This window comes from Corynebacterium sp. ACRQK (assembly GCF_022345965.1).
In the GTDB taxonomy this organism is placed as follows: domain Bacteria; phylum Actinomycetota; class Actinomycetes; order Mycobacteriales; family Mycobacteriaceae; genus Corynebacterium.
Genome location: NZ_JAKRMU010000005.1, coordinates 64,949 through 88,233, shown reverse-complemented (window position 1 = coordinate 88,233; position 23,285 = coordinate 64,949). Strand labels below are relative to the sequence as shown.

The 23,285-nt window shown below is 63.4% G+C and carries 19 protein-coding genes; 13 read left to right on the top strand and 6 right to left on the bottom strand.

Going from position 1 to position 23,285, the window contains the following annotated elements:
- Window positions 1–212 precede the first annotated feature (212 nt).
- Entirely contained in the window at window positions 213–1,550 is a 1,338-nt protein-coding gene (gene serB / locus MHX63_RS07040; RefSeq protein WP_239387869.1) for a phosphoserine phosphatase SerB, read from the top strand.
- Window positions 1,551–1,593: 43 nt separating this feature from the next.
- On the opposite strand, the gene MHX63_RS07035 is transcribed toward serB, so the two are convergent.
- The gene (locus MHX63_RS07035) at window positions 1,594–3,165 is read right to left on the bottom strand and encodes an AMP-binding protein (RefSeq protein WP_239387868.1); all 1,572 of its coding nucleotides are present in this window, start codon (window positions 3,163–3,165) and stop codon (window positions 1,594–1,596) included.
- A 314-nt stretch (window positions 3,166–3,479) separates the two neighbouring features.
- On the opposite strand from MHX63_RS07035, the gene MHX63_RS07030 reads away from it, so the two are divergent.
- Window positions 3,480–4,025 (top strand): hypothetical protein, encoded by a 546-nt coding sequence (locus tag MHX63_RS07030; RefSeq protein ID WP_239387867.1) that lies wholly within the window; start codon window positions 3,480–3,482, stop codon window positions 4,023–4,025.
- A 13-nt stretch (window positions 4,026–4,038) separates the two neighbouring features.
- Window positions 4,039–4,614, top strand: a complete 576-nt coding sequence (locus tag MHX63_RS07025) for an RNA polymerase sigma factor (protein ID WP_239387866.1) — start codon at window positions 4,039–4,041, stop codon at window positions 4,612–4,614.
- Window positions 4,615–4,720: 106 nt separating this feature from the next.
- Here the strand turns inward: MHX63_RS07025 and MHX63_RS07020 are convergent, their stop codons facing one another.
- The 3 genes from MHX63_RS07020 to MHX63_RS07010 all read right to left on the bottom strand — a co-directional run bounded on the left by MHX63_RS07020 (window position 4,721) and on the right by MHX63_RS07010 (window position 10,177).
- Window positions 4,721–6,838, bottom strand: a complete 2,118-nt coding sequence (locus MHX63_RS07020; RefSeq protein WP_239387865.1) for an Hsp70 family protein — start codon at window positions 6,836–6,838, stop codon at window positions 4,721–4,723.
- 84 nt (window positions 6,839–6,922) lie between these two features.
- Complete coding sequence (locus MHX63_RS07015; protein WP_239387864.1) at window positions 6,923–8,395, bottom strand: GTPase; 1,473 nt, start codon at window positions 8,393–8,395, stop codon at window positions 6,923–6,925.
- Window positions 8,396–10,177, bottom strand: a complete 1,782-nt coding sequence (locus tag MHX63_RS07010; protein ID WP_239387863.1) for a dynamin family protein — start codon at window positions 10,175–10,177, stop codon at window positions 8,396–8,398.
- Between the two features lie 414 nt (window positions 10,178–10,591).
- Here MHX63_RS07010 and MHX63_RS07005 point away from each other — a divergent pair, with 414 nt between their 5' ends.
- Window positions 10,592–11,854 carry a hypothetical protein gene (locus tag MHX63_RS07005; RefSeq protein WP_239387862.1) on the top strand — a complete coding sequence of 421 codons (1,263 nt, stop codon included), beginning with the start codon at window positions 10,592–10,594 and terminating at the stop codon, window positions 11,852–11,854.
- 42 nt (window positions 11,855–11,896) lie between these two features.
- On the opposite strand, the gene MHX63_RS07000 is transcribed toward MHX63_RS07005, so the two are convergent.
- Window positions 11,897–13,939 (bottom strand): ATP-dependent DNA helicase, encoded by a 2,043-nt coding sequence (locus tag MHX63_RS07000; protein WP_239387861.1) that lies wholly within the window; start codon window positions 13,937–13,939, stop codon window positions 11,897–11,899.
- A 29-nt stretch (window positions 13,940–13,968) separates the two neighbouring features.
- Complete coding sequence (locus MHX63_RS06995) at window positions 13,969–15,300, bottom strand: nicotinate phosphoribosyltransferase (RefSeq protein WP_239387860.1); 1,332 nt, start codon at window positions 15,298–15,300, stop codon at window positions 13,969–13,971.
- Between the two features lie 63 nt (window positions 15,301–15,363).
- On the opposite strand from MHX63_RS06995, the gene clpS reads away from it, so the two are divergent.
- The 9 genes from clpS (at window position 15,364) to MHX63_RS06945 (ending at window position 23,283) form a co-directional block, all read left to right on the top strand.
- A complete protein-coding gene (gene clpS, locus MHX63_RS06990) occupies window positions 15,364–15,669 on the top strand; it encodes an ATP-dependent Clp protease adapter ClpS (protein WP_011273166.1) in 306 nt (101 codons plus the stop codon).
- A gap of 27 nt (window positions 15,670–15,696) precedes the next feature.
- Window positions 15,697–16,266 (top strand): DUF2017 domain-containing protein, encoded by a 570-nt coding sequence (locus tag MHX63_RS06985; RefSeq protein ID WP_239387859.1) that lies wholly within the window; start codon window positions 15,697–15,699, stop codon window positions 16,264–16,266.
- Entirely contained in the window at window positions 16,266–17,459 is a 1,194-nt protein-coding gene (locus tag MHX63_RS06980; protein WP_239387858.1) for a P1 family peptidase, read from the top strand. The genes MHX63_RS06985 and MHX63_RS06980 overlap by 1 nt, the downstream gene beginning before the upstream one ends.
- A gap of 6 nt (window positions 17,460–17,465) precedes the next feature.
- A complete protein-coding gene (murI, locus tag MHX63_RS06975) occupies window positions 17,466–18,332 on the top strand; it encodes a glutamate racemase (RefSeq protein WP_239387857.1) in 867 nt (288 codons plus the stop codon).
- Window positions 18,333–18,484: 152 nt separating this feature from the next.
- On the top strand, window positions 18,485–19,246 hold the full coding sequence (locus MHX63_RS06965) for a G5 domain-containing protein (protein WP_255710560.1): 762 nt from the start codon (window positions 18,485–18,487) through the stop codon (window positions 19,244–19,246).
- A gap of 137 nt (window positions 19,247–19,383) precedes the next feature.
- The gene (locus MHX63_RS06960; RefSeq protein WP_239387855.1) at window positions 19,384–20,196 is read left to right on the top strand and encodes an MBL fold metallo-hydrolase; all 813 of its coding nucleotides are present in this window, start codon (window positions 19,384–19,386) and stop codon (window positions 20,194–20,196) included.
- Between the two features lie 32 nt (window positions 20,197–20,228).
- Window positions 20,229–20,999 carry a ribonuclease PH gene (gene rph, locus MHX63_RS06955; RefSeq protein WP_239387854.1) on the top strand — a complete coding sequence of 257 codons (771 nt, stop codon included), beginning with the start codon at window positions 20,229–20,231 and terminating at the stop codon, window positions 20,997–20,999.
- An 82-nt stretch (window positions 21,000–21,081) separates the two neighbouring features.
- Complete coding sequence (locus tag MHX63_RS06950) at window positions 21,082–21,735, top strand: non-canonical purine NTP pyrophosphatase (protein WP_239387853.1); 654 nt, start codon at window positions 21,082–21,084, stop codon at window positions 21,733–21,735.
- Between the two features lie 153 nt (window positions 21,736–21,888).
- Window positions 21,889–23,283 (top strand): amidohydrolase, encoded by a 1,395-nt coding sequence (locus MHX63_RS06945; RefSeq protein WP_239387852.1) that lies wholly within the window; start codon window positions 21,889–21,891, stop codon window positions 23,281–23,283.
- Window positions 23,284–23,285 lie beyond the last annotated feature (2 nt).

Here is a 23,285-nt window from a genome sequence, read left to right as displayed (position 1 = left end):
CCGGCCACTGCCCAGCGCAGTCGCTAGGTGCCTGGCGGCTGGCTCGATCTTAAATCCACACCTCAACTACGCGGGGTGTGGATTTTCGCATTCTCGGGGCGCACAGGGAGCTGATTGGGGAAGCGGGGACCGTGGGTGGAGCGGGGGAACTGAAACGAGGGCTATGCAGTCTCGGTTATCAATTCTTGCGGGAAAGTGGGACAATATAGGCCGTGACTACCTCTGCTGATGCCAACAACCCCAACCCTTCTGTTAGCCAGCCCGCAGCCGGCTCGGCCAACGACCCACACTTCGAGTCCGCCCTCGAGGACACGCTGCAGGAAGGCCTCGCGCCCAGCGTGATTACCGTTACCGGACCCGACCGCCCCGGCGTATCTGCGGCCTTCTTTCGAGTACTGTCCTCCTACGGAGTGCAGCTACTCGACATTGAGCAGTCCGTCTTCCGCGGGAAGCTGTCGTTGGCGGCGCTAGTGGGCGTCGGACAAGAAGACCTTGAACCCCTCGGCGAGGGACTTAAAGAAACCCTGGCCTCCTACGGCATGCGGGTCAGCGTCGAGGCCGACGACAACCTCTCGAGCACCCGTCCGCACTCCACTCACGTGATGGTTGTGCTGGGCCGCCCGCTGACGGCCACGCACATTTCCCGCATCGGCCAGACCCTGGCGGACTACGGGGCGAATATCGACACGATCACCGGCATCGCGGACTACCCGGTCACCGGCCTGGAACTTAACCTGACCGTCGCCAACCCGGCACCCGGTGGCGGTGTGCCGCTGCGTAAGGCTCTGGCGACCCTCACCTCGGAAGTGGGCGTGGACATCGCTATTGAACGTGCGGGGCTGGCTCGCCGGGCGAAGCGCCTTATCTGTTTCGACGTGGACTCCACCCTCATCCAGCACGAGGTCATCGAAATGCTGGCGGTCTACGCTGGCCGCGAAGAAGAGGTTGCCGCCGTCACCGAGCGTGCTATGCGGGGCGAGTTGGATTTCGCCGAATCCTTGCACGAGCGTGTGAAGGCCCTCGCCGGCCTGGATGCTGCGGTAGTGGAGAAGGTCGCCCACGATATCCAGCTGACACCCGGCGCCCGCACTACCATCCGCACGTTGAAGCGTCTGGGTTACAAGGCGGGTGTGGTCTCCGGTGGATTCATTCAGGTTATCGAGCCGCTCGCCCGCGAGTTGGACCTCGACTTCGCCCGCGCGAATACCCTGGAGATTGTCGACGGCAAGCTCACTGGTCGCGTGATCGGCCCGGTCGTCGACCGTCAGGCGAAGGCCGAAAGCCTCAAGGAGTTCGCCTGGTCCAACGGCATTCAGCTGAACCAGACTGTCGCGGTCGGCGACGGCGCAAACGATATCGACATGCTCTCTACGGCTGGCCTGGGAATCGCCTTCAATGCAAAGCCCGCCCTCAAGGAGATTGCCGACACCTCTGTGAACTACCCCTTCCTGGACCAGGTGTTGTTCATTCTTGGCATTTCTCGCCACGAGATTGAGGACGCCGACCTCCGCGACGGCACGTATCGCCGAGTGCCGATCGTCGAAAACTAACTGGCGCCCCGGGGCGGCCACGCTCTAGTCTGCGAAAGCAGTTCTAAACCGCGTGCTCGCGCAGCTCGCGGCGCAGAATCTTGCCCGTGGAGGACTTCGGAATGCCCTGCACGAACTCAACAATACGGATCTTCTTGTAGGGCGCCACGCGCTCGGCCACGAAGTCCATCACTTGCTGCTCGTTGAGGGAAGAACCCCTCTGGGCCACGACAAAGGCCTTCGGCAGTTCCTCGCCAACAGAGGCGCGGTGCACGCCGATCACGGCGGCGTCTGCGATCTCCGGGTGGCTCAGCAGTACCGACTCCAGCTCTGCGGGTGGAACCTGGTAGCCCTTGTACTTGATCAGCTCCTTTAGACGGTCCACGATGTGGACGTTGCCCTCTGGATCTGTGTTCGCCAAGTCTCCGGTGCGCAGCCAACCGTCGCCCGGCAGGGCCTCGGCGGTCTGCTCTGGCTTGTTCAGGTAGCCGGCCATAATCTGTGGCCCGCGGACCCACAGCTCGCCGACCTCGGATACGCCCTCGCTGGGCAGCGGAATTTCCTCCAGGGTCTCCGGATCCACCAGCTTGCTCTCGGTGTTGGCGCAGGGCTTGCCAATGGAGCCGCGGTTGATGTCCTTGGAGACGTTCGCATGTGCCAACGGCGAGGTCTCAGTCATGCCATAGCCCTGCTGCACGTGGATGCCCAGGCGCTTCTCCAGCTCCAGAGCCAGATCCTCGTCCAGCGTGGCTGCACCGCTGAACACTCCGCGCATGCGCGATAGGTCGTAGTTATCGACCATCGGGTGCTTCGCCAGCTGCACGGCGATCGGCGGGGCGATCAGCGTGAAATTCACCTCGAACTTCTGGTGGTGCTCCAGGAAGCTCTGTAGCTCGAAGCGCGGCACCACAACCAGCTTTGCGCGCTGTGCCAGCGCCAGGTTTACCAGTGCGGTCAGACCATAGATGTGGAAGAAGGGCAAGACCGCGTACACCGTGTCGTCCCGGCGCAGCAAGTCGATGTCCTGGCCCTGCTGCACGTTGGCCACCAGCTGACGGTGCATCAGGCGCACGCCCTTCGGCAGGCCGGTGGTGCCAGAGGAGTAGGGGAGTACCGCCAGGTCCTCGTCGGGGTCGATCTCCACCTCGGGAGCCGTGCGGCGCTCCGCCATGATCTGCTGCATACCCTTGGAGGTATCCAGGTGGATGATGTCTTCTTCCGCGATGCCGGCATCCTTCGCCCCCTGGGACGAAGCGTCACCAAGCGCGGCAACAGTAAGCAGCATCTTCGCGCCAGAGTCCTCAATCTGCGCGGTCACGGTCTCCGGCGTGGACAGTAGCGACAGTGGCGATACGACAGCGCCGATGCGCCACAGTCCGTAGGCGGCGACGATGAAGTTGAGAGAGTTAGGCAGATGCAGAGCCACCACGTCACCCTTCTCGATGCCCTTGCTGACGAGCCAGCCTGCGGTGGACTCGATGTAGTTCTGCAGCTGCGCGAAGGTTGTTTCGGAGCCATCGGCGATATCGATGACGGCGACGCGGTCTTCTTCCTCCGTGGTGAGGTTGCTGAAGACGTAGTCGTAGACACCTAGCGGGCTGAGTTCGATGTCCGGGCGGTCGCTCTTAATGGGCATTGCGTCGGGCTCCTATCCGTTCGCGGTTATTCTCCGCCTCCACTGTAGTCGGCAAGAGCTATAGCCGACATCACTTTCTTATGTTTTGCGTCGCTAACTTCTTGATAGTGTGAATCGGTATTGAATAGTGCGCGCCTCCTATTGAACTGTGCGCGAGATCGGGCATAATCGCTTAAAGTAATTCTTTTATTACTCACGGGAACCTTCGCCGTCTTGCGTGCATTACACAACCGTCCTGAAGCAGGTTTTAGTGGTTCATCTGCTTCAGCGCGTTCTTTGTTGTTATTGCGGATGCTGGTGGAAGGAGGTGAACGATGAGCACGAAGAGTGATTCGATCGAAAACGGAGGACACATGGCTGGCCCATCCGCTGATACCGAGGCAGACGCACCAATCCTTACCCCGCTGGAGGAATTGTTCGGCAACGAAGCGCAGGATCTTGACGACTTATTCAACGCAATGTTGGACGTTGCCGTTGATCCGAACACCGAGATGCCCGAGGGGGATCTGATCCCTGACCTTGATTCCTTCCCGGAGGAAGGTGCGGAAGACCTTTCGGAAGATGCGGCTTCGCACGAGGTTGATCTTGCGGATCTCGACGATTCTGGTGCGTTGGTTGATGACGCCACCTCGGCAGAGGACCTCCCCAGTGATGCTTCGGGCGACGACGTGGATACCGGTACGGCAGAGCACGAGGATCTGGATGACCTCGGCGGCTCTGACGATCTGAGTGAGATCGCAGATCCCGCAGCTGACCTTACTGATCCGGCCGCGGATGTCACCGGCTACGGCGAGGATGATTATGGCAACGACTACGGCGATGATCACCCGGACGACCTGACCGACCTCAGCGGAATGTAGGGGGAAGTCAGAAATGTCTAACGGATCTAACACCCCACGGAAAGAACTCACCCGCGACGAGGAACGCGACCTGCTGGCCAAAGCCCATGAGGGCGACCAGCAGGCTTTCGCGCGTCTAGCACGCCAGGCATGGGGCAGGATGTTCTCTGTCTGCCTGTCCATTACCGGCAACCGCGCCGATGCGGAGGATGCGCTGCAGAACGCTCTGACCTCTGCGTGGAAGAACATTGAAAACTTCGACGGGCGCGCCAGGTTCTCCACCTGGGCGTACCGCATTGCCTCCAACGCTGCGCTGCAGATCGTGCGCTCCCGCCGAGACGTTCCAGAGGAAGACGCAGGCGTGGATGAGGTTGCACAGACCCCGGAGGTAGGGTCACAGGTCACCTCGGCAATGGTCGTGCGCCAGGCATTGGCGCAGCTGCCGGATGACTTCCGCGAAGTCATCGTCTTGCGCGAGTACACGGGCATGAGCTACCAGGACATTGCCGCCCACCAGGGGATTCCAATTCAAACGGTTAAGTCCCGCATCAATCGTGCGCGTGCGAAGCTGAAGGCGGCACTGGTGGAGGCCGGCGTCACTAGCGCATAAACAGCCAGGCCCTGCCCCACAGCAAAGAGCCCCACAACATCGAGCAGCTCGATCTCCGCTCGGTGCGTGGGGCTCTAACTTGTGCCTTGAAACAATGAAGTGATGGTTAGTCCTGCGGCATCAGGTTGTAGAACTTCAGCATCTCGATTGCGTCTTCCTTGGTGTCCTCAGCCTTGCCGTTGGACAGCACGACCAGCTTTTCGTCGGGGTACCACACCGTGACATTCGGGCTGGAGAACTTGGCGCTGGGGTAGAAGGTAATCTCCGGCCATCCGTTTCCGGCCTCCTGGAGGACCTGCCCCTTCACGGAAGAGTTCCTTCCGTGGTCATAGATCTTCTGCGCGTCGTCTCCGGACAGCGTGTAACGGAAGTTGTTGTAGAGGAACTCATCCTTGTGATCCTCGAGGGAGTCGCGGCTGGGCAGGCAGGAGTACATGTCGATATCCATGCCGTCGTAGGCCGCACCTGCGAAGCTTGCCCTGTCTGGCTTGGTGTTGCAGCTATCGATGCGGTTGTAGAAGTTCGTCGGAGTGTAGTCCTTGACCTCTGGAAGCAGGGAAGCCAGTGGCTTGTACATATCCGACTCATACGGCTCCCGCGACGGGCTGTAGGGGCTAGCTTCGGTGAACGGCGGGTTGCCACCCTCGCCGTTTCCGCCGCCACCGCCGTTTCCGCCACCGTTGTCATCGCCGCCGTTCAGGGTGACGAAGCCGATGGCCACCACGACTGCGAGGACGGCCAGGCAAGCCGTGATGATCACCGGAGTGTTGGACTTCTTTGCCTTCGAGGAGCTCGTTGCGTGGGCGCTGGTGAAGTTGCTGGCGCCGTATGCGTTTGCCGAGCTGGGCACGAAGGCGGCAGTTTGTGGGGAATTGTTGTAGGACTGTGGCCCCTGGTTCTGGCTTGGGCTTTGACCCTGGCTCGCACGCGGCATGCCGGGTGGGGTCGCCGGGCCGAACTGGCCGGAACGACTTGCAGCGGAGGCCGCCCCGGCGCCCAAACCAGCGCCAGCGACCCCAGCCAATCCAGCGGCACCAGCACCTGCAGTGCCTGCACTGCCGGAACCTGCGCCACCGGGGCGAGAACCTGCCCCCTGAGCTCCGTTCATGCCACCGGTGAACCCGCGCAGGGTTGCAGCCAGCGCACCGCGGCTCACCACGGTCTTCGGGTCGTCGAGCGTCATGACAGTGCCGACTTCGCCCAGTCGGTCCTGCACAAACGGAATGCGCGAGGATCCACCGGTCATGTAGATCGGGGTCTTTGTGGAAGCGACGCCCGCCTGAGTCAGCGCCGCACGGGTCAGTTCAACTCCGCGCATGATCGACTGCTCGATTACATTGTTGAACTCATCGCGGGTGATCAGCAGGTCGGTTTCCCCGTGGGGAGTAGAGACACTGATGGTGGCCGAGGACGTATCCGACAGGATCTCCTTGGCTTCTCGGATGCTGGATTCCAGTGCGTGCACCGTGGTGATAGGTGCCGAGCGAACGAAGTCCGCCAGGTCGGGATCGTCGTGCTCCAGCTGGTCCAGAACCCAGCGGTACAGCAGGTTGTCGATGGTGCGCCCACCCAGGCTGTTATCACCCTTGGCGGCCACGACGTCGAAGTTGCCATCCCCCTTTGCGCGCAGCACGGCAATATCCAGGGTGCCGCCACCGAAGTCGAACACTGCTACGTGGGAGCCGGATTGGACGGACTGCTGAGAGGCGTAGTGGATCGCAGCTGCGCGCGGCTCGGATAGCACGCGCAGGTTCTGTTCCGGCACGCCTGCGGCGACGGCGCTGCGCTTCAGCTGCTCCACGGAGTGCGCCGACCAGGCTTCGGGGTGAGTCAGCGTAACCGTCTCGGGGGCCTGGTTCGCGTGCTGAGCCTTGCCCGAACGCAGAACTGTAGCGATCACGGAGCCGACGACCTTCGTCAACGGCAGACTACGGCCAGCCAGCTGAACCTCGTCGTGGTCGATGTAGCGCTTGGGGCTCAGCAACAGCCGGGAGGGGTCGCGGCGGCCACGCGCCAGGGCGGAATCGCCGTTGAGCAGTGTGGGCTCTTCGTCATCGGCAGCGGCGTGTGCGCCGTGCGGGACGTCGAGGAACACTGCAGACGGCATGATGTTGGAGCGGTGCGTCAACGCAAGGGCGGAGATCTCCCTACCCATGGGGCTCTGGTGAGCGGCAGCCGTATTCGAGGTTCCGAAGTCGACCGCCAGATGCCATGCGTTAGTCATTTAAAGTACAGCTCCTGACAAAACATAAGGGTTTAAAAGCGTTTAAGGCATAAGTAGCTTACACTTTAGCGCCTCGGTTGGCCTTTAGTGCGTAGCTTGTAGCGCTGATTGGAAAGAGCCCAGGAGGCGCTCACGAGCCTCGTCTTCCGCCGCCGACAGTGGGGACATCGACATTTGCTGCATTTCGGCGATCTTATCCTCCAGCGCCTGGCGGACCTGTTCCACCGGAGTATCGCGCGGCAGGTTCACAGTCACTGCCGGGTGCCCAGCCGTCACGGCGGAGCGCAGCAGCGGCAGCAAGCGCGAATCCGGGGTGGAGGCGTAGGTGTTGCGGTAGCTGCGGTATAGCATCACAAAGTGCATGCCCGGCTGCGCCAGCGTCACCGACTGGACCCAGCGCACGTGTTGCAAGTCCGGGTGGTTAGAGGCCAGATCGTCCAGCACATCCAGCATCCGGGCTGCGCGCTGCAGCACTGCGAAGTAGGTGATGTCGCCGGTCAGCAGGTGCACAAGTTCCGAGACCCCGGAGGTCTCCACCATCCACTTAACCAGCGCCGGTGCTCCGCCCTCGGCGGCGATGCGACGCCCGGCGAAAACGCCGTATTCGCCCATAACGTCCAGCAAGTCGTCGCGGGTGCTCGCGCTGCACTCCGGCACGATCTCCCGCGGGTCCTCCGCCTCCAGCAGGTCCAGCAGACCTTCGCGGTCCAGATGTGCCAGCGCACTCAAGTTACGGGCCACCTCACCGGTGACTTTGCCCGTCAGCGCGGACTCTGCCATCAGGCCGGAAAGCGGAATGGTGCGCTGCACCGTGCTCATCAGCCGCTTCTGGATGCCATCGGCGTGTTGGCGGGCGTGCTGCAACGGATCGATGGGGCCGAAGGCACCGGAACCGAAAGAATCCGCTCTGGAAAGGATGCCGACGGTATTTAGGGGCGTCATTCCCAATTGGGAGAGGAACCGCTTTTCGTCCTCGCGCGGGGCAGAGTCCGACAAGAAGACAAGGCAGTCGGCCCAACCGCTGGCGCGGCGCGTGTCTTTTTGTCCGTCGACGAGTACGCGGCGGGTGCGCTCTTCATTCTCGACGGTCAGGGTGGCGGTGCCGGGGGTGTCAATCAGCGTGAGCTCCTGGAGGCGCCGGTTGGGCAGGAACTGATCCACAAAGTCCACCTGGTTCACCGGCACGGTCAGGTTGTTCAGCGGGCCGTTGTTCAGCGGCACGCGGATGACCTGCCCGTCGGTGGTGTGAATCTCGGCGCGGGCGGGCGCACCGTTGTGGTACATGCTCACCGCCATGGTGCACTCCAGGGCGCCGGTGGCGGCAATGAGGTTCTCCGTCAAAGCGTTGACCAGCGTGGACTTTCCGGATTTCAGGCGGCCGACCACAGCCACGCGCGGCGGGCGGGTGACCATCAGGCGCAGCTGTTCGGCGTGCCGCGCCAGGTCCGGCGAGCCGCCGGCCAAAGCGTCGACAGCCTGGGTGAGCAGCAGCGTCAGGTCAGAGACGCGCTGGCTCAAATGCGCCGAGGCTGATTGGATCTGATTTCCCTGCTCCATTTACATCCCCGCCTTCGCGTGTTCTGCCATGCTCGCCGCTCCGCGCCGGGTGAGTTTCAGCGCAGCCAGATGCCCGTCCAGTTCTTCGATGGTCTGGTTCACGATCTCTAGGTTTTTCTTAAGCCGGCTGACGGTCTGCTTGCGCTGAGCCTCGGATTCGCGGGCGATCTTCTGTGCGGATTCGATCTTGGACTGCAGGTTGCGCTGCTCCTGGCGAATTGCGGAGCGATGGCGCAGCAGGATTTCCGTCCTGCCTGTCGTGATCGCAATGTCAATCATGCGGTTGATGGAGGTGCGGGTCGTCGCAATGGTTTCGCGGAGCCAGATAAGTAGGTGCTGCTTGCCGTTGCGCATCGCCCGGTAGCCCATGTTCACGCCGATCCAAGCCGCTGCGGCCACGGGGGCGAAGGGGATCACCACTGTCAGGGCGCCTGCGCCGACGATGCCCATCGTCAGCATCGACGGATCCACTAGCCCAGTCGTTTTCTTCTCTACATCGTGGCTGAGTGTGCTCGGCGGTGCCATTGCCGCGAAGATCTGTTGCTGCACCTGATCCACCATGTCCTGACGCCCCTGGAATAGTTGGGCGGCGCGGGCGGTCACTTCGCTGACCATCGCCATCACCATTCGTTCCATGATCTGGCGTAGTTCAATTTCGATTTGGCTAGTGAATACCTGCGGTTTGCTGCGCAGCACGCGCATGCCTTCGGCGTTGACGCGATTGGTCCAGCGCGTTTTTACGTCCGTCAGTGCCTCGTCCATCGCCGCGGAGACCTTGTTGCGGCTCAGCTGGATGTCGCGCATAAACAGCTGTTCCCACTCGCTGGTGGCATCGCGGAACGCCTCCAGCTTGCGCTTTTCGGCTTCGAGTTCGCCGACTGCATCGCTAGTTTTGTCGTATAGCTTGATGTCGCGCTCGATGTCGGTGGTGATGGTGTGCATCGTCGACTTGGTGATCTCGAGCGCGGTCACCGTGCCGAGGTTGCCCGGCGAGTTCACGTGGTCGATGATCTGTTGGCGCAGCTCGGCGATGCCGCACCGTTGCTCGATCTGTGCTCTTTTTTCTGGTGACGCCGATTCCGCCGCGTCCAGAGCCCGCAACGAGGAAACCCCAATCACTGGGATGTCCAGGCCGAGGTGCTCTGCGATGAGGCGCTGGTCGTCGGCAACGATGGAGCGCCAGCGGCGCACATTCTTATCGGTCTTGGTGACGGCCACGATCACGCTACCGACCTGCTCGCGGGCGCGGCGCAGAATGTCCATCTCCGGGGCAGTGATCGGGGTGGATGCGTCGCAGACCATGAGCAGCACGCCAGCATTCCGGGCTTCCGCCAGGGAGGCCGCCACCGCGTGCTCGTCCAGGCCGCCCACGCCCGGAGTGTCGATGATGGTCACCTTGCCCATGCCAGAGTAAGGAACCAGCAGCTCAGCGGCGCTGGGCAGCGAGGCTACTTCCTTACTGTCTTTCGGCGCTCGGTTGATGGCATCCACGGCTTCTTGGGTGACCCAGTTCTTTAGATCTTCTGGCTCGATCGGGTCGTGCTCCGTGCCCCGCACGAGGCGCGCCAGCACCGGTTGGTCCGGGTCCTGGTCAGGTTCCGTGTGGATGCGGATGGGCGCGCTGGTGGCGGTGATGACGTCCACCGGCAGTAGGTCACGCCGACCGACTAGAGCGTTGATGAGGGAGGACTTGCCGCGCTTCACCTCGCCGATGATGACCACTGCGGAGGTGCGGTACTTCGCATTCACGAGGTTCTGCACGCGATCCGCGACATTGTTCATTTTGTATTTTCTGGCGATGGTGGCCCCGCGTTCGACGCTTGCCTGGGGGGATCGGCCCGCAGCGTTTGGATAGGGGGTCACGGTGGGTATCGCCTTTCTGTGTAGTGCCCGGTTAGTGCGCGACGAGCGCACGGTAGTACTTGGTAGTGCGAGAATGCCATTCTAGTATGCCGATAAAAAGACCTTCCGGGAGTTTAGCTTAAGCACTGTGCACGCTTTCACCCCCGGAACTGCTTTCGGGATTCAAGTGTAGGAAATGCATTTTTACTAGGTAATTTGTGGGTTCTGGGGTGAGGGGGCGTCAATAATAAATACCCCCAAGGAACAACACTTAGGGGAGGGGCATTCAATAACTGACAGGCAGCCAGGAAGAGCCTGAAGGATACTAGGAAGAACACTGAAAAGGAGCACACAATGTCCAACGAGAACCTGAACAACGGCAACAACGGCAACAACAACGGCCTCACCACCAACGACAACGCAGGCGCCCAGGATCACTCCCTGGGTCGCTGGGAGGTACTGGACGCAGACGGCAACATGGTCCAGGGCAACATCGTCGGCGCGCAGGACACCAACGCTGACGGTAAGGAAGATGCATTCCAGGTAGATATCAACGGTGACGGACGCCCGGACGGCACGGTCTACGACAAGGATGGCGACAAGGTGACTGACCGTGCGGAGATGGACTACGACCAGGACGGCATCGTCGATACGGTCTACGAGGACATCGACGGCGACGGCGTGATCGACCACATGTCGGTAGACACCACCAACGACGGCAAGCTGGACACTAAGGCCACCGACTACGACAGCGACGGTGTGACCGACAACGTGAAGATCGACTCCAACGGCGACGGTAACCACGACGTGACCGCCTACGACTTCGACGGCGACGGCAAGGTCGATAGTGTTGCCTACGACACCGATGGCGATGGGATCTCCGACTACTCCGAGTTTGACCACGACGAAAACGGCGTTGTGGACGGTACCAGCGGCGAGGTTCCGCCATCCGCGGCACAGCAGGCGGTAGGCGAAGGCATCTGGGGTTCCCAGACCCAGAACGCAGCACCCCAGAACGCAGCGCCCCAGGATGCAGCACCACAGGCCGACGCTCCGGCTGCGGCAGCCCCGGCAGCTGAGGCGCCGGCAGAGGACAAGCCCGAGGCTCCAGCAGAGGACAAGCCCGAGTCTCGCACTGAGGACAATGCAGAGGCTCCGGCAGAAGAGGCAGCCCCGCAGGGCGGTGCGGACACTGACCTGCAGTCCGCCGGTGCGGACAACGCAGCACCGAATGGCGGCGAGTACGTGGACCTGGATGGCGACGGTCTGGCAGACGGTGTGGCTCATGACACCAACAACGACGGCCAGATCGATGCCCTCGAGATCGACACCACCGGCAACGACCAGACGGACACCGTCTTCGTGGACACCGATGGCGACGGCCAGGTTGACGAGCGCCACGTGGATACCGACGCTGACGGCTTCACCGACGAGGCTCTGCTGGATACCGACTTCGACGGCATCGGCGACACTAAGGTGCACGACTACGACAACGACGGCGTGTACGAGTCCTCCGAGGAGACCTACACCGAAGACGTCGCTCCGACCTTCGACGACCTGCTGGGCGGAGCTGGCGACAGCGCAGCCGCTGGCAACGACGGCGCGGACCTGGCCTAAGGTCTAGTCCCCGGGCCTCAGGTCAGGGCCTAGCCCCCGGCCCTAAGCTTCAACCAGGCGACGCAGTGCACCCCGCACTGTGTCGCCATTTTCCGTGTACCAGAAGTCCGGCATCGAACGGCGGATGTAGCTGCCGTAGCGCTTCGTGGCTAGCCGCTGATCCAGCACCGCTACCACGCCCCGGTCGTCCACGGAACGCAGCAGACGGCCCGCCCCCTGTGCCATCAGCAGCGCCGCATGGTTCGCCGCCACCTCCATGAACCCGCTGCCGCCGCGCTGATCGGCGGCCTCCTGCCGGGCCTGCTGCAGCGGGTCGTCGGGACGGGGGAAGGGGATGCGGTCGATGACCACCAGGGAAAGCGACTTGCCGGGTACGTCCACGCCCTGCCACAGCCCGAGCGTGCCGAATAGGCAGGCGGACTGGTTCTTGCGGAACTTCTCCACCAGCGTGGACATGGAGTCTTCGCCCTGCAGCAGAATCTCGTAAGGTACCACCGTGCGCAGCTGCTCGGCCATGTCCTCTGCCGCGCGCCGGGAACTGAAAAGCCCCAGGGTGCGCCCACCGGCGGCGTTGATCAGCCGGGCGGTTTCGTCCACGGAGGCGTCGCTGGCGCGATCCCGCCCGGGCGGGGGCAGGTGCCGGGCGACGTAGAGGATGCCGTGGGTGCGTGCGTCGAAGGGCGTGCCGGCATCCAGCGTGGGGGTGCTCTTCGGTAGCCCCCAGCGGCTGAGCATAGATGTGAACTTGCCGCCCAGCGCCAGCGTCGCCGAGGTCAGGATCACCGTGTTGCGGCCGAAAAGGCGCTGGCGCAACAGGTCGGCAACGCTCAAGGGGGCGACCCGCACCACGTGCTTCGGTGCGCGCGGACCGGAGTCTGCGGTGTACCAGATGACGTCCTCGCCGAGCAGGTCCTCGGCATCCGCACTGGTGCCCTCGCCCACGCGCGAGGCGTTGAGGATGCGCACACACGTATCGTTAAGCTCCTCGGTGGCCACGATCACCGCCAGGCGTTCGGCGGCCTTCTTCGAATCATTGGCGAACTCGGAGGCGGGGATGCCACTGACCTGCCGGTTCGTCTTCCACGCCGTGTCTCTCAAGGCCGCGAGCGGCACCTGTAGCGCCTCGGGTACGCCGGTCCAGCGCCCCTCGATGCCGGCGCCGAAACGGTCGTTGTTTCTGGACGCCTCCGCCTCCGCCTTTAACGCCTCCGTCCACCTGTCGCCTGCTTCAGCCAGCTCGTCCCCGGCAGCGTCGGCGCCGGAGACGGCCAGTTTCGCGGCGCGTTTGGCCAGCACCGCAATGGCAGTGGGGGATAGTTCTGCGGTGGCGACGGAGGTAATGCGATCCTCCAGCTCGTGGGCCTCGTCCACGATCACTGTGTCGTGTTCCGGCAGGACTGGGGCGTCCACAAGAGCATCGATGGCAAGCAGGGCATGGTTGGTGATGACAACGTCGGCGTCCGCGGCGTGGGCGCGGGCGCGTTCGGCGAAGCACTGCTCGCCGAAGGGGCAGCGGGTAGCGCCGAGGCACTCGCGGGAGGACACGCTGACTTGGCGCCATGCGCGATCGCTGACGCCCTGGGGGAGGTTATCGCGGTCGCCATCCTCGGTTTCGCCGGCCCATTCGTGCAGGCGGGCGACTTGGGCACCGGTGGCGGAGAGCTGGGAGGGGTCCAGGAGGGATTCTTCGGCTTCTTCCACGCCGCTGTCGGTCTGCGCATTGTTGACCTTGTTGAGGCAAACGTAGTTGCCGCGGCCTTTTTGGATGGCGAACTCGAGGGGGCGCGGTAGCTCCGGTTCGAGTGCCCTGGCTAGGCGTGGCAGGTCGCGCTCCACCAGCTGGCGCTGCAGGGCGATCGTCGCGGTGGAGACGATGACGGGGTAGTCGGAATCCATGGCCGCGGCGATGCTGGGGATCAGGTAGGCTAGGGACTTACCCGTGCCGGTGCCGGCCTGGACGGCCAGGTGGTGTTCCTTGTCAATGGCCTCGGCCACGGCCTTAGCCATCTTCTGCTGGCCCGGGCGCGGGGCACCGCCGAGGTCGGTGACGGCGAGGCTGAGGAGATCGAGGACGTTGGAGCTCATACGAAACTGTGCGAACCTTTGCGAAACTTCTAGGCCTTGGGATTGCGGATATGGCGGACCTGCAGTACAGGTTCGTCGCGGGTGAGAGCCAGGCCTTCCCAGGGCAGGCAAACTAGCTGCTTGGCGCAGTGTTCGCGAGATTCCTCGAGGGTGGGCAGGCCGTCCACGAGCTCGCCGTCGCGCACCATGGGGATGGTCAGCTGGGTGCTGTTCAGTCCCTCGGCCTGGGGTAGTTCCGCACCCATGGGGAAGGTGACTTCCTCCACTGCGGTGCCAGAGGGGCGGCTAAAGCGGGCGGCATCCTTCGCCCCGCCGAGGCTGGCCTTGCCGCGGGAGCGCTTGGCGACGGGCACCCCGTCTACCTCCACGAGCTTGTAGACCAGCCCGGCGGTGGGTGCGCCTGAGCCGGTGACTACGGAGGTGCCCACGCCGAAGGAATCCACCGGCTCGCTGCGCAGGGCGGCGATGGAGAACTCGTCCATGTCGGAGGAAACCACGATCTTGGTGTTCGTTGCGCCTAGGGAATCCAGCTGGTCGCGCACGCGGCGGGTCAGCACACCCAAATCGCCGGAGTCGATGCGCACGGCCCCCAGCTCCGTGCCACCGGCGGCAACGGCGTTTTCCACGCCTTGAGTGATGTCATAGGTATCCACCAGCAGGGTGGTTCCTGTACCCAGGGCGGCGATCTGTGCCTTGAAGGCTGCGAGCTCGTCGGGGGTGCCATCTGGGCGGGTGTGCAGCAAGGTCCAGGCGTGCGCTGCGGTGCCGGAGGCCGGGATGCCGTAGCGCTGCGCAGCCTCCATGTTAGAGGTGGCAACGAACCCGGCCAGGTAGGCGGCGCGGGCGGAGGTGACGGCGGCGTATTCGTGGGTGCGGCGTGCGCCCATGTCGATGATGGGACGGTCGCCGGCGGCGGTGACCATGCGGGCGGCGGCGCTGGCCACGGCGGAGTCCATGTTCAGGATGGAGAGGATCACCGTCTCCAGGATCACACACTCGCCGAAGGTGCCGCGGACCGTCAAGACGGGGGAGTGGGGGAAGTACAGCTCGCCCTCGCGGTAGCCGTCGATCTGCCCGGAGAAGCGGAAGTTGCGCAGGTATTCCAGGGTTTCTTCCCGCAGAAAGTCGATGCGGTCCAGCTGCTGGTCGGTGAACACGAAATCGCGCACGGCCTGCAGCACACGGGCGGTGCCGGCGATCACGCCGTAGCGACGCTCGTTGGGCAGGCGGCGGGTGAACACCTCGAAGGTGCAGGCGCGGTCCACAGTGCCGTCGAGGATCGCAGCCTCGAGCATGGTCAGTTCGTATTTGTCTGTAAGAAGTGCGGAGGAGCGGGTGCTGTTTTCGTTCACCCGCTCCATGCTAGTCCACGCCCCACCACGGACCCGGCAGCGAAGATGGCCGATGTGGGTATTCTGGAAAGCATGACTTCCCCAGCCGCTCCCGCTGCCACCCCTGTGGCGGACAAACTGCCAGAAACACTGACGGAGCCCAACCTGCCGTGGATGTGCATCTGTTGGGACGATCCGGTGAACCTGATGAGCTACGTGACGTATGTCTTCCAGACCGTACTGGGCTATTCACGCAAGCGCGCCACGGAGCTGATGATGCAGGTTCATACCGAGGGGAAAGCCGTGGTGAGCTCCGGGGAGCGCGACAAAGTCGAAGGGGATGTGAAGAAGCTGCAGACCGCCGGGCTTTGGGCGACGATGCAGCGGGCGGACGGGTAGGCGTCAATAAAGAAGGTAGGAACGAACATGCAGCCGTGGACGAAGAAAAGCAGCCTGCTGCGCGGGACTCGCTTTAATACGCAGCTAGAGCCGCTCGAGCGCGAGATGCTGGGGGATTCGGCGGTGGCCGTCTCCGACAAACTGATGGAGCGCGCGCGGACCGCCCCGAAAGATGAGCTGGCGGAGATGACGGGCATGGCCAGCGGGCATGCCGATGCGCCGAAGGATCCGGGGCTGGCGCGGCTGCTGCCGAGCTTCTTCCGCGAGGGGGACGAGGAAGTCGACGGCGATGCGGCGCTAACTCGCCAGCTGAACGAGACGGACATCATCAAGACGAAGCTGTCCAATCTGCGTTTCGTGGTGGACTACCTGGGGCCGAATGGCTCGGTGAATGTATCGCTGACGCAGGACGAGGTTCACCCGTGGCTGAGCGCGATCAACGATATTCGGCTGTATCACTCTGCGCAGTACGAGGAGTTCAAAAAGGAGCTGCTGGAGGGGGAGGAGAATTCCGACCAAGCGACGGCGGCGCAGAACTACCTGGATTGGTTGGGCTACCACCAGGACAGTCTGTTGTCGGCGATGATGGGTGAGTAATGAGCATAGAGTTGTTCGGCTGCCAGCCGGGGTCCGCTAATTCTCTGGCAGACGTGGCGGGCATCGGTGTCGGCCACGCGGTGTGCGAGGACGGTGCGGGGGATTCGGGCGTGACGATGATTGTCGCCCCGAAATCCGCCACTGCCAGCGTGGATGTGCGCGGTGGTGGGCCGGGGACCCGCGAGACGGATCTTCTGGCGCCGCACAACACGGTGCAGGCCGTGCACGCCATAGGTCTATGCGGTGGTTCTGCATTTGGTCTTGACGCCCTCACGGGGGCAATGGCCGAGCTGGAGAGTAGGGGAATCGGCTTCCCCGTGCTGGGTCCGGAACACCCGGATAAGTTGGTGCCGATCGTACCGGGGGCCGTGATTTTTGATCTGCTGTTGGGGCGCTGGGACTCGCGGCCGGATGCGGCCACAGGGGCGGCGGCGACGGCGGCGGCTCTGGGGACCGTGGCTGGAGACGTTGCTGGCGGGGCTGGCGGCGTGGCTGAGCAGGGCGCTGCAGGGCAGGGGGGTTCAGCGCAGAGTGGTTCAGGGCAAGGGGCACTGAACGGCAACGTCGGCGCGGGGTTGGGCGCCTCTGCCGGAGCGCTGAAGGGCGGCTTTGGGCAGGCCAGCGCCGTGTTCCCGGAAGGCACCCCGCTGGCGGGGGTGACTGTGGCCGTAGGCATTGTGGTGAACCCACAGGGCGCGGTTTTCGACCCGGCGACCGGCCTGCCGTGGGGAATCGCTGCGGAGCTGAACGGGGAGTTTTCCCGATATGGGCTGGCCGACGGCCTGGTTGATGGTGAGCCGGTGGGGGCTGAGGGCGTCAAAAGATTAAAGAGCAAGAACCTGCTTGGCACGAAGATCACGGCGGATATGCTGGCGCCGAAGCTCAATACGACGATCGGGGTGGTGGCGACCGATGCGCCGCTGACGAAGGCGCAGGCCAAGAGGCTGGCGCTGGCGGGGCACGACGGGATCGCGCGGGCGATTAGGCCGGCACACATGCCGATGGACGGGGACACTCTGTTTGCGATGGCGACAGGCGAGCACGGTACGGGGGCGGCTGTGGACGATATTGGTATGAGCCTGCTTTCGGCGGTCGCGGCCAACACGGTGGAGCGGGCGATCATGCATGCCGTCTTGGCAGCGGAGTCGGCCTTCGGCGTGCAGAGTTGGCGCGAAGTAGTGAAAGGGACGTAATGAAAGGTGAGTGCCGTGGCTGGGGCTGCTGAGACTGCTGGGGCTAACGTACAGGCGGTGCAGGCAAACAATGCGCCGATCGGAGTGTTTGATTCGGGGGTAGGTGGGCTGACCGTGGCGCGCGCCATTGTGGACCAGCTGCCGCACGAGAACCTGGTGTACATCGGGGACACGGCTAACTCGCCCTACGGTGACAAGCCCCTGGCACAGGTGCGCGAGCTTTCGATCAGGATTGCGGACACCCTGGCGGAGCGTGGCTGCAAGATGATTGTGGTGGCGTGCAACTCTGCCTCATCGGCGTTTATTCGAGACGCAAGGGAGAGGTATTCCATTCCGGTCGTTGAAGTGATCCTGCCTGCGGTGCGGCGCGCGGCGGCGGCGACCCGCAACGGCAAGATCGGAGTGATCGGCACCCAGGCGACGGTGAGCAGTAGGTCCTACCAGGATCTTTTCGCGGCGATCCCGGGAGTCGAGGCGTATGCGCAGGCCTGCCCGCAGTTCGTGCCTTTTGTGGAGCGAGGCATGACCAGCGGGCGGCAGCTGATGGGGCTGGCGGAGAACTACCTGGCGCCGCTGAAAGCCCAGAGGGTAGATACCGTGGTGCTGGGCTGCACACATTATCCGTTGCTGACCGGGGTGGTGCAGCTGGTGATGGGGGAAGATGTCACGCTGATCAATAGCGCGGAGGAGACCGCGAAGACCGTGTATCGCACGCTGGCGGAGCAGGATCTGCTGGCGGATGAAGATTCGGAGCGGACAGTGAATCTTTCTTTCGAGTCGACGGGTGACCCGCAGAGGTTTGCGAAGTTGGCTGGGAGGTTCCTGGGGCCGGCGATTAGCTCTGTGTCTCAGATTCCGGAGATGGTGCGCTAGCACTTAGGGTTCTCTTATGCGGAGGTGACCAGGGGGTTGGTGCTTATGGAACCATTTTTCTGGTTGAACTTGAACCGTGAATACGGTTAAACTATTTGCGTACTTTTGGGCTGTTCTTTGCTGAATGAACTGATGTCGAGTTCGATCCGAACCTGCCTGCTGGCACCTCCGAGAAGGTCACCTGGACTGCTCAGGTTCCGTTCGACGTTGCGACCCGTCCGAACCCGGAGTTGAAGCCGGGTGAGATCAAGGTCGTTCAGAAGGGCGTGCCTGGCGAGACCAAGGTTGTGCAGGAGGGAACACCTGGTGAGATCAAGCACATCGTCAAGGTGACTGTTGATAGCAATGGTGAGGTAAGCAAGGAGGAGTCCACTGAGGAGATCAGCCAGTCTTCTCCGTACATCATCGAGGTTGGCCCAGCCAAGGGCATTGAGACTGATCTGACGGATAAGCACACCGAAGAGCTTCCGTACGACACCCTCATTGAGTACGACCCGAATCTCGAGGCGGGCAAGGTTGTTGAGGATCAGGCAGGTTCCACTGGCCAGAAGGAGATCACCAGAACCTGGAAGCTGGTTGACGGCGTGCCGGTAGGCGAGCCGGAGACCTCCGAGACGGTCACAAAGGAAAAGCAGGATCGTAAGATCCGCGTGGGCACCAAGTGTAACTGCGAGACTCCAGACAATCCGGAGCAGCCGGGTACCCCGAGCCAGCCGGGCTCCAAGGGCAGTGTATCCACCGGCTGCTCCGCAACCAGCGGCAGCACCGGCTCTCAGAAGCAGGTTGATAGCCCGCGGATGAGCACCCTGGCCTCCACAGGCGCGAACGTGATTGGCATATTCGCAGTCGGCCTGGCGCTGATCATCGGCGCCATCCCGCTGCTGCGCCGCCGCCACGAAGAAGGCGAGGCCTAACCGCCACTAGCGTTCAGCGCTAGCGCCTAGCGGAACAGCCAATCCTGGCAAGTCCCGCGAAAGAAAGGGCGACCACCAACACAACGGTGGTCGCCCTTTCACACATTTGCCACCGCTTCGTGGCAGAATGACAACCTATGGAACTGGTAGTGCTGGGATGCTCCGGAAGCGTCGAAGGACCCGATAGCGCAGCATCGGGATACATCGTCCGCGACACAACCACGGCCACCACCGACCACCTCCTCCTCGACTGTGGCCCCGGCGTGCTCAGCGCCATGCAGTGCGCCGAAGACATCGACCCCTCCGCCTGCCACGTCGCCTTCAGCCACATGCACGCCGACCACTGCCTAGACTTCCCCTCACTCCTTGTCTGGCGCCGATTTCACCCCACAGCCTCCTCCACCCAATGCCACCAACTACTCGGCCCCACCATCGCCCACCGCCACCTCTCCGCAGCCGGCGCCGACGCACCCGAACGCCCCGACGACTTCACCGACACCTTCGACATCAACGTCTACAAGGTAGGCGAGGGGCTTTTCGACGCCACCACGTACCCGGCCCACCCCATCGGCCCATTCACCCTGTACGCCGCCACCGCCGTACACCCCACAGAGGCCTACCTACTGCGCGTGGAAGATAACGCAGGTAACTCCCTGGTGTACTCGGGGGACACTGCCTGGACCGATAACCTGGCCCACATCGCAGCGGGAGCAGACGTATTCCTCTGCGAAGCCACCTGGGGCGAACATGCAGAAGGCAAGCCCACCGGCATGCATATCTCCGGTGAAGACGCAGGCCGTGCGGCACAGGCAGCAGGCGTGGGCAAGCTCGTGCTCACCCACATCCCACCGTGGGGAGACGCGGACGCGGCGGTCCGCGGCGCGGCCCGCCACTATGACGGCGAGATACTGGTTGCCCGCCCAGGCATGCGCCTATCTGTCGGCGAGTAGCTTGTCCGGGGCGGCTAGTAAACTTGAGTTCCATGACGGAAACCAACGTAGAAAATAACACCGACGCAAGCAGCAACTTCACCCGCGCTGACGGCCGCGCCACCAACGAGCTGCGCCCGGTACGCATCACCCGCGGATTCACCAGCAATCCCGCAGGCAGTGTGCTGGTGGAATTCGGCAACACCCGAGTCATGTGCACCGCCAGCGTGGAAGAAGGCGTGCCGCGCTTCAAGAAGGATTCCGGCGAGGGTTGGCTGACCGCCGAGTACGCGATGCTGCCGGCCTCTACCCACGAGCGCATGCCGCGCGAATCCATGAAGGGCAAGGTCAAGGGGCGCACCCAGGAGATCTCCCGCCTCGTCGGCCGCGCACTGCGCGCCGCCGTGGACCTGAAGGAACTGGGGGAGAACACCGTCAACATCGACTGCGACGTTCTGCAGGCCGACGGTGGCACCCGCACAGCAGCCATCACCGGCGCCTACGTGGCTCTGGCTGATGCTCTCGCCGTGCTGCAAGCTAGGGGCGTCGTACCAGGGCAACCGTTACGCGCACCCGTCGCCGCAGTATCCGTGGGCATCATCGACGGCGTGCCGTGCCTCGATCTGCCGTATGAAGAAGACTCGCGGGCGGACGTGGACATGAACGTGGCCATGACGGCCGAGGGGCGTTTCGTGGAAATCCAAGGCACCGGCGAGAATGCGGAGTTCACGCGCGAGGAGCTGAATACGCTGCTGAATCTAGCCGAGGGTGGTCTGCGCGAGCTTATTGAGGCGCAGCGGGCAGCGCTGGCGCAGGAACTCTAGAGCCCGACAGCGGACGCAACAGAAGCGACCGTGGCAAAACAAGCGCAAGAAACAAACGCGAGTCGAGTAGGAGAGTGGTACCGTGCGGGTACTGGTGGCCTCAAGGAATAAGAAGAAGCTGGTGGAGCTGAACCGCATGCTGGAAGCGGCGAACGTGACCGGCATCGAACTCGTGGGACTGGGGGACGTGCCGGAATACCCGGAAACCCCGGAAACCGGCGCGACGTTCGTAGACAACGCGCGGATTAAGACCAACGACGGCGTGCGCCACACCGGCCTGCCGACGATTGCCGATGATTCCGGGCTTGCCGTCGATGCACTGAGCGGTATGCCGGGCGTGCTGAGCGCCCGGTGGTCCGGCGGCCACGGCGACGACAAGGCCAACAACGACCTGTTGCTGGCGCAGATGGGGGACGTGCCGGACGAGCGGCGTGGGGCGCACTTCGTATCCTCCTGCGTGCTGCAGCTGCCCGCCGACGTTGCGGCAGAGCGCGGCATGGAGACCGAGTACGCTGTGGAAGGGCGTTGGTACGGCCGAGTGCTGCGCGCCGAGCAGGGCGAGGGCGGCTTCGGCTATGACCCGCTGTTCGCCCCCGACGAGCTGCCAGAAGGCCAGGAAGAACAACTGGCCGGTAAGTCCGCAGGTGAGCTGACGGCGGAGCAGAAGGATGCCGTCTCCCACCGCGGCAAAGCCCTTCGCCAGCTGGTGGAGATTCTGGCGCAGCTGGCGGATTAAAGCGGCAAGGCTGGTGCCCACCACGCCGCCAAGCTGGGCACCCAGCGCACCGCAAGGCTAGACGCCGGGCGTGTGCGACCCACGTATGATGGGGCAAGGCAAGCCCGAACATGTAACCGAAAGAAACAACAAACCAGCGAAAGGATTCCTCGCGTGACCGCCCCCGGCACAGACAGCGACCAGGCCACCTATAGCCCCACAAGCCCCAGCGGCATCGTGGCCGGGTCGCAGGCCGACCTCAGCTGGCTGGAGGACGTGTACAAGTTCTTCCACCAGCACCCCGAACTCTCGGGAGCAGAGGAAGTTACCGCGCAGCGAATCGCCAAGGAGCTGGAAAACTTCCCGGACTGGGAGATCACCACGAACATCGGCGGCTACGGCATCACCGCCGTGCTGGAAAACGGCGACGGCCCGACAGTGTTGATGCGCGCTGACTTCGATGGCCTGCCCGTCGCGGAGAAAACCGGCGTGGACTACGCCTCCACGTACTCACAGCTCAACGCTTCCGGCGAGCGCGTGGCAACCATGCATGCCTGTGGCCACGACCAGCACACCACAAGTCTGCTAGGCGCCATGCGCATCGTCGATGAAGAGCGTGCCCGCTGGTCCGGTACGGTCGTGGCACTATTCCAGCCGGCCGAAGAGGCGTCCATCGGCGCGCACAAGATGGTCTCCGACGGTTTAGGCGGCATCATACCCCGGCCCGACGTCTGCCTGGCGCAACACATCGTCGCCGGCCCAGCGGGCCAGGTGTACTCCGCGCCCGGCCCGGTGATGACGTCCTCCACTACCATCGAGATCACCCTCCACGGCCGCGGCGCGCACGCCTCCATGCCGCACCGTTCCGTTGACCCGGTGGTGCTGGCGGCTTCGACGGTGATGAAGCTGCAGACGATCGTTTCTCGCGAAGTGCCGCCGAATAAATTCGCGGTGATTACCGTCGCCTCGGTGGAAGCAGGTAAGGCGAACAACGTGATCCCGGACTCCGCGAAGATCTCCCTATCCTGCCGCTTCTACGACGAAGAGCTGCGCCAGAAGTGCGTGGATGCCATCAAGCGGGTGGTACGCGCTGAGGCGCTGGCCGCTGGTGCCGACCGCGAGCCGGACTTCAAATTCGTTGGTTTGCTGGGCGCTACCGACAACACCCCCGAGGTCTACGACGTTGTCCGCCCCCATTTCGACAGCACCTTCGGCGAGGATTCCCTGGAGATGGAACCCTGGACAGCCTCCGAGGACTTCTCCGTGATCCCGAAGTCCTTCGGCTGCCCCTACATGCTTTGGACCATCGGTATTACCCCGCGCCGCCAGTGGCAGCGCGCCGAGTCCGCCGGGCGGCTGGATATTGACATCCCCACCAACCACAACCCAGGCTTCCTACCGGATCTTTCCACCCTGCAGGTTTCCACGCGCGCGGCCGCCGTTGCGATTCTGGCCTGCTTACAGTCCACTTGGGAGAAGCCGGAAGCCGAACCGCACGCGATGGGTGCGCCCGTGCCGACCGACGAGGAGATCGACGCTGTCGCCGTCGAAACCTCGCTGGTCGAGTAGCC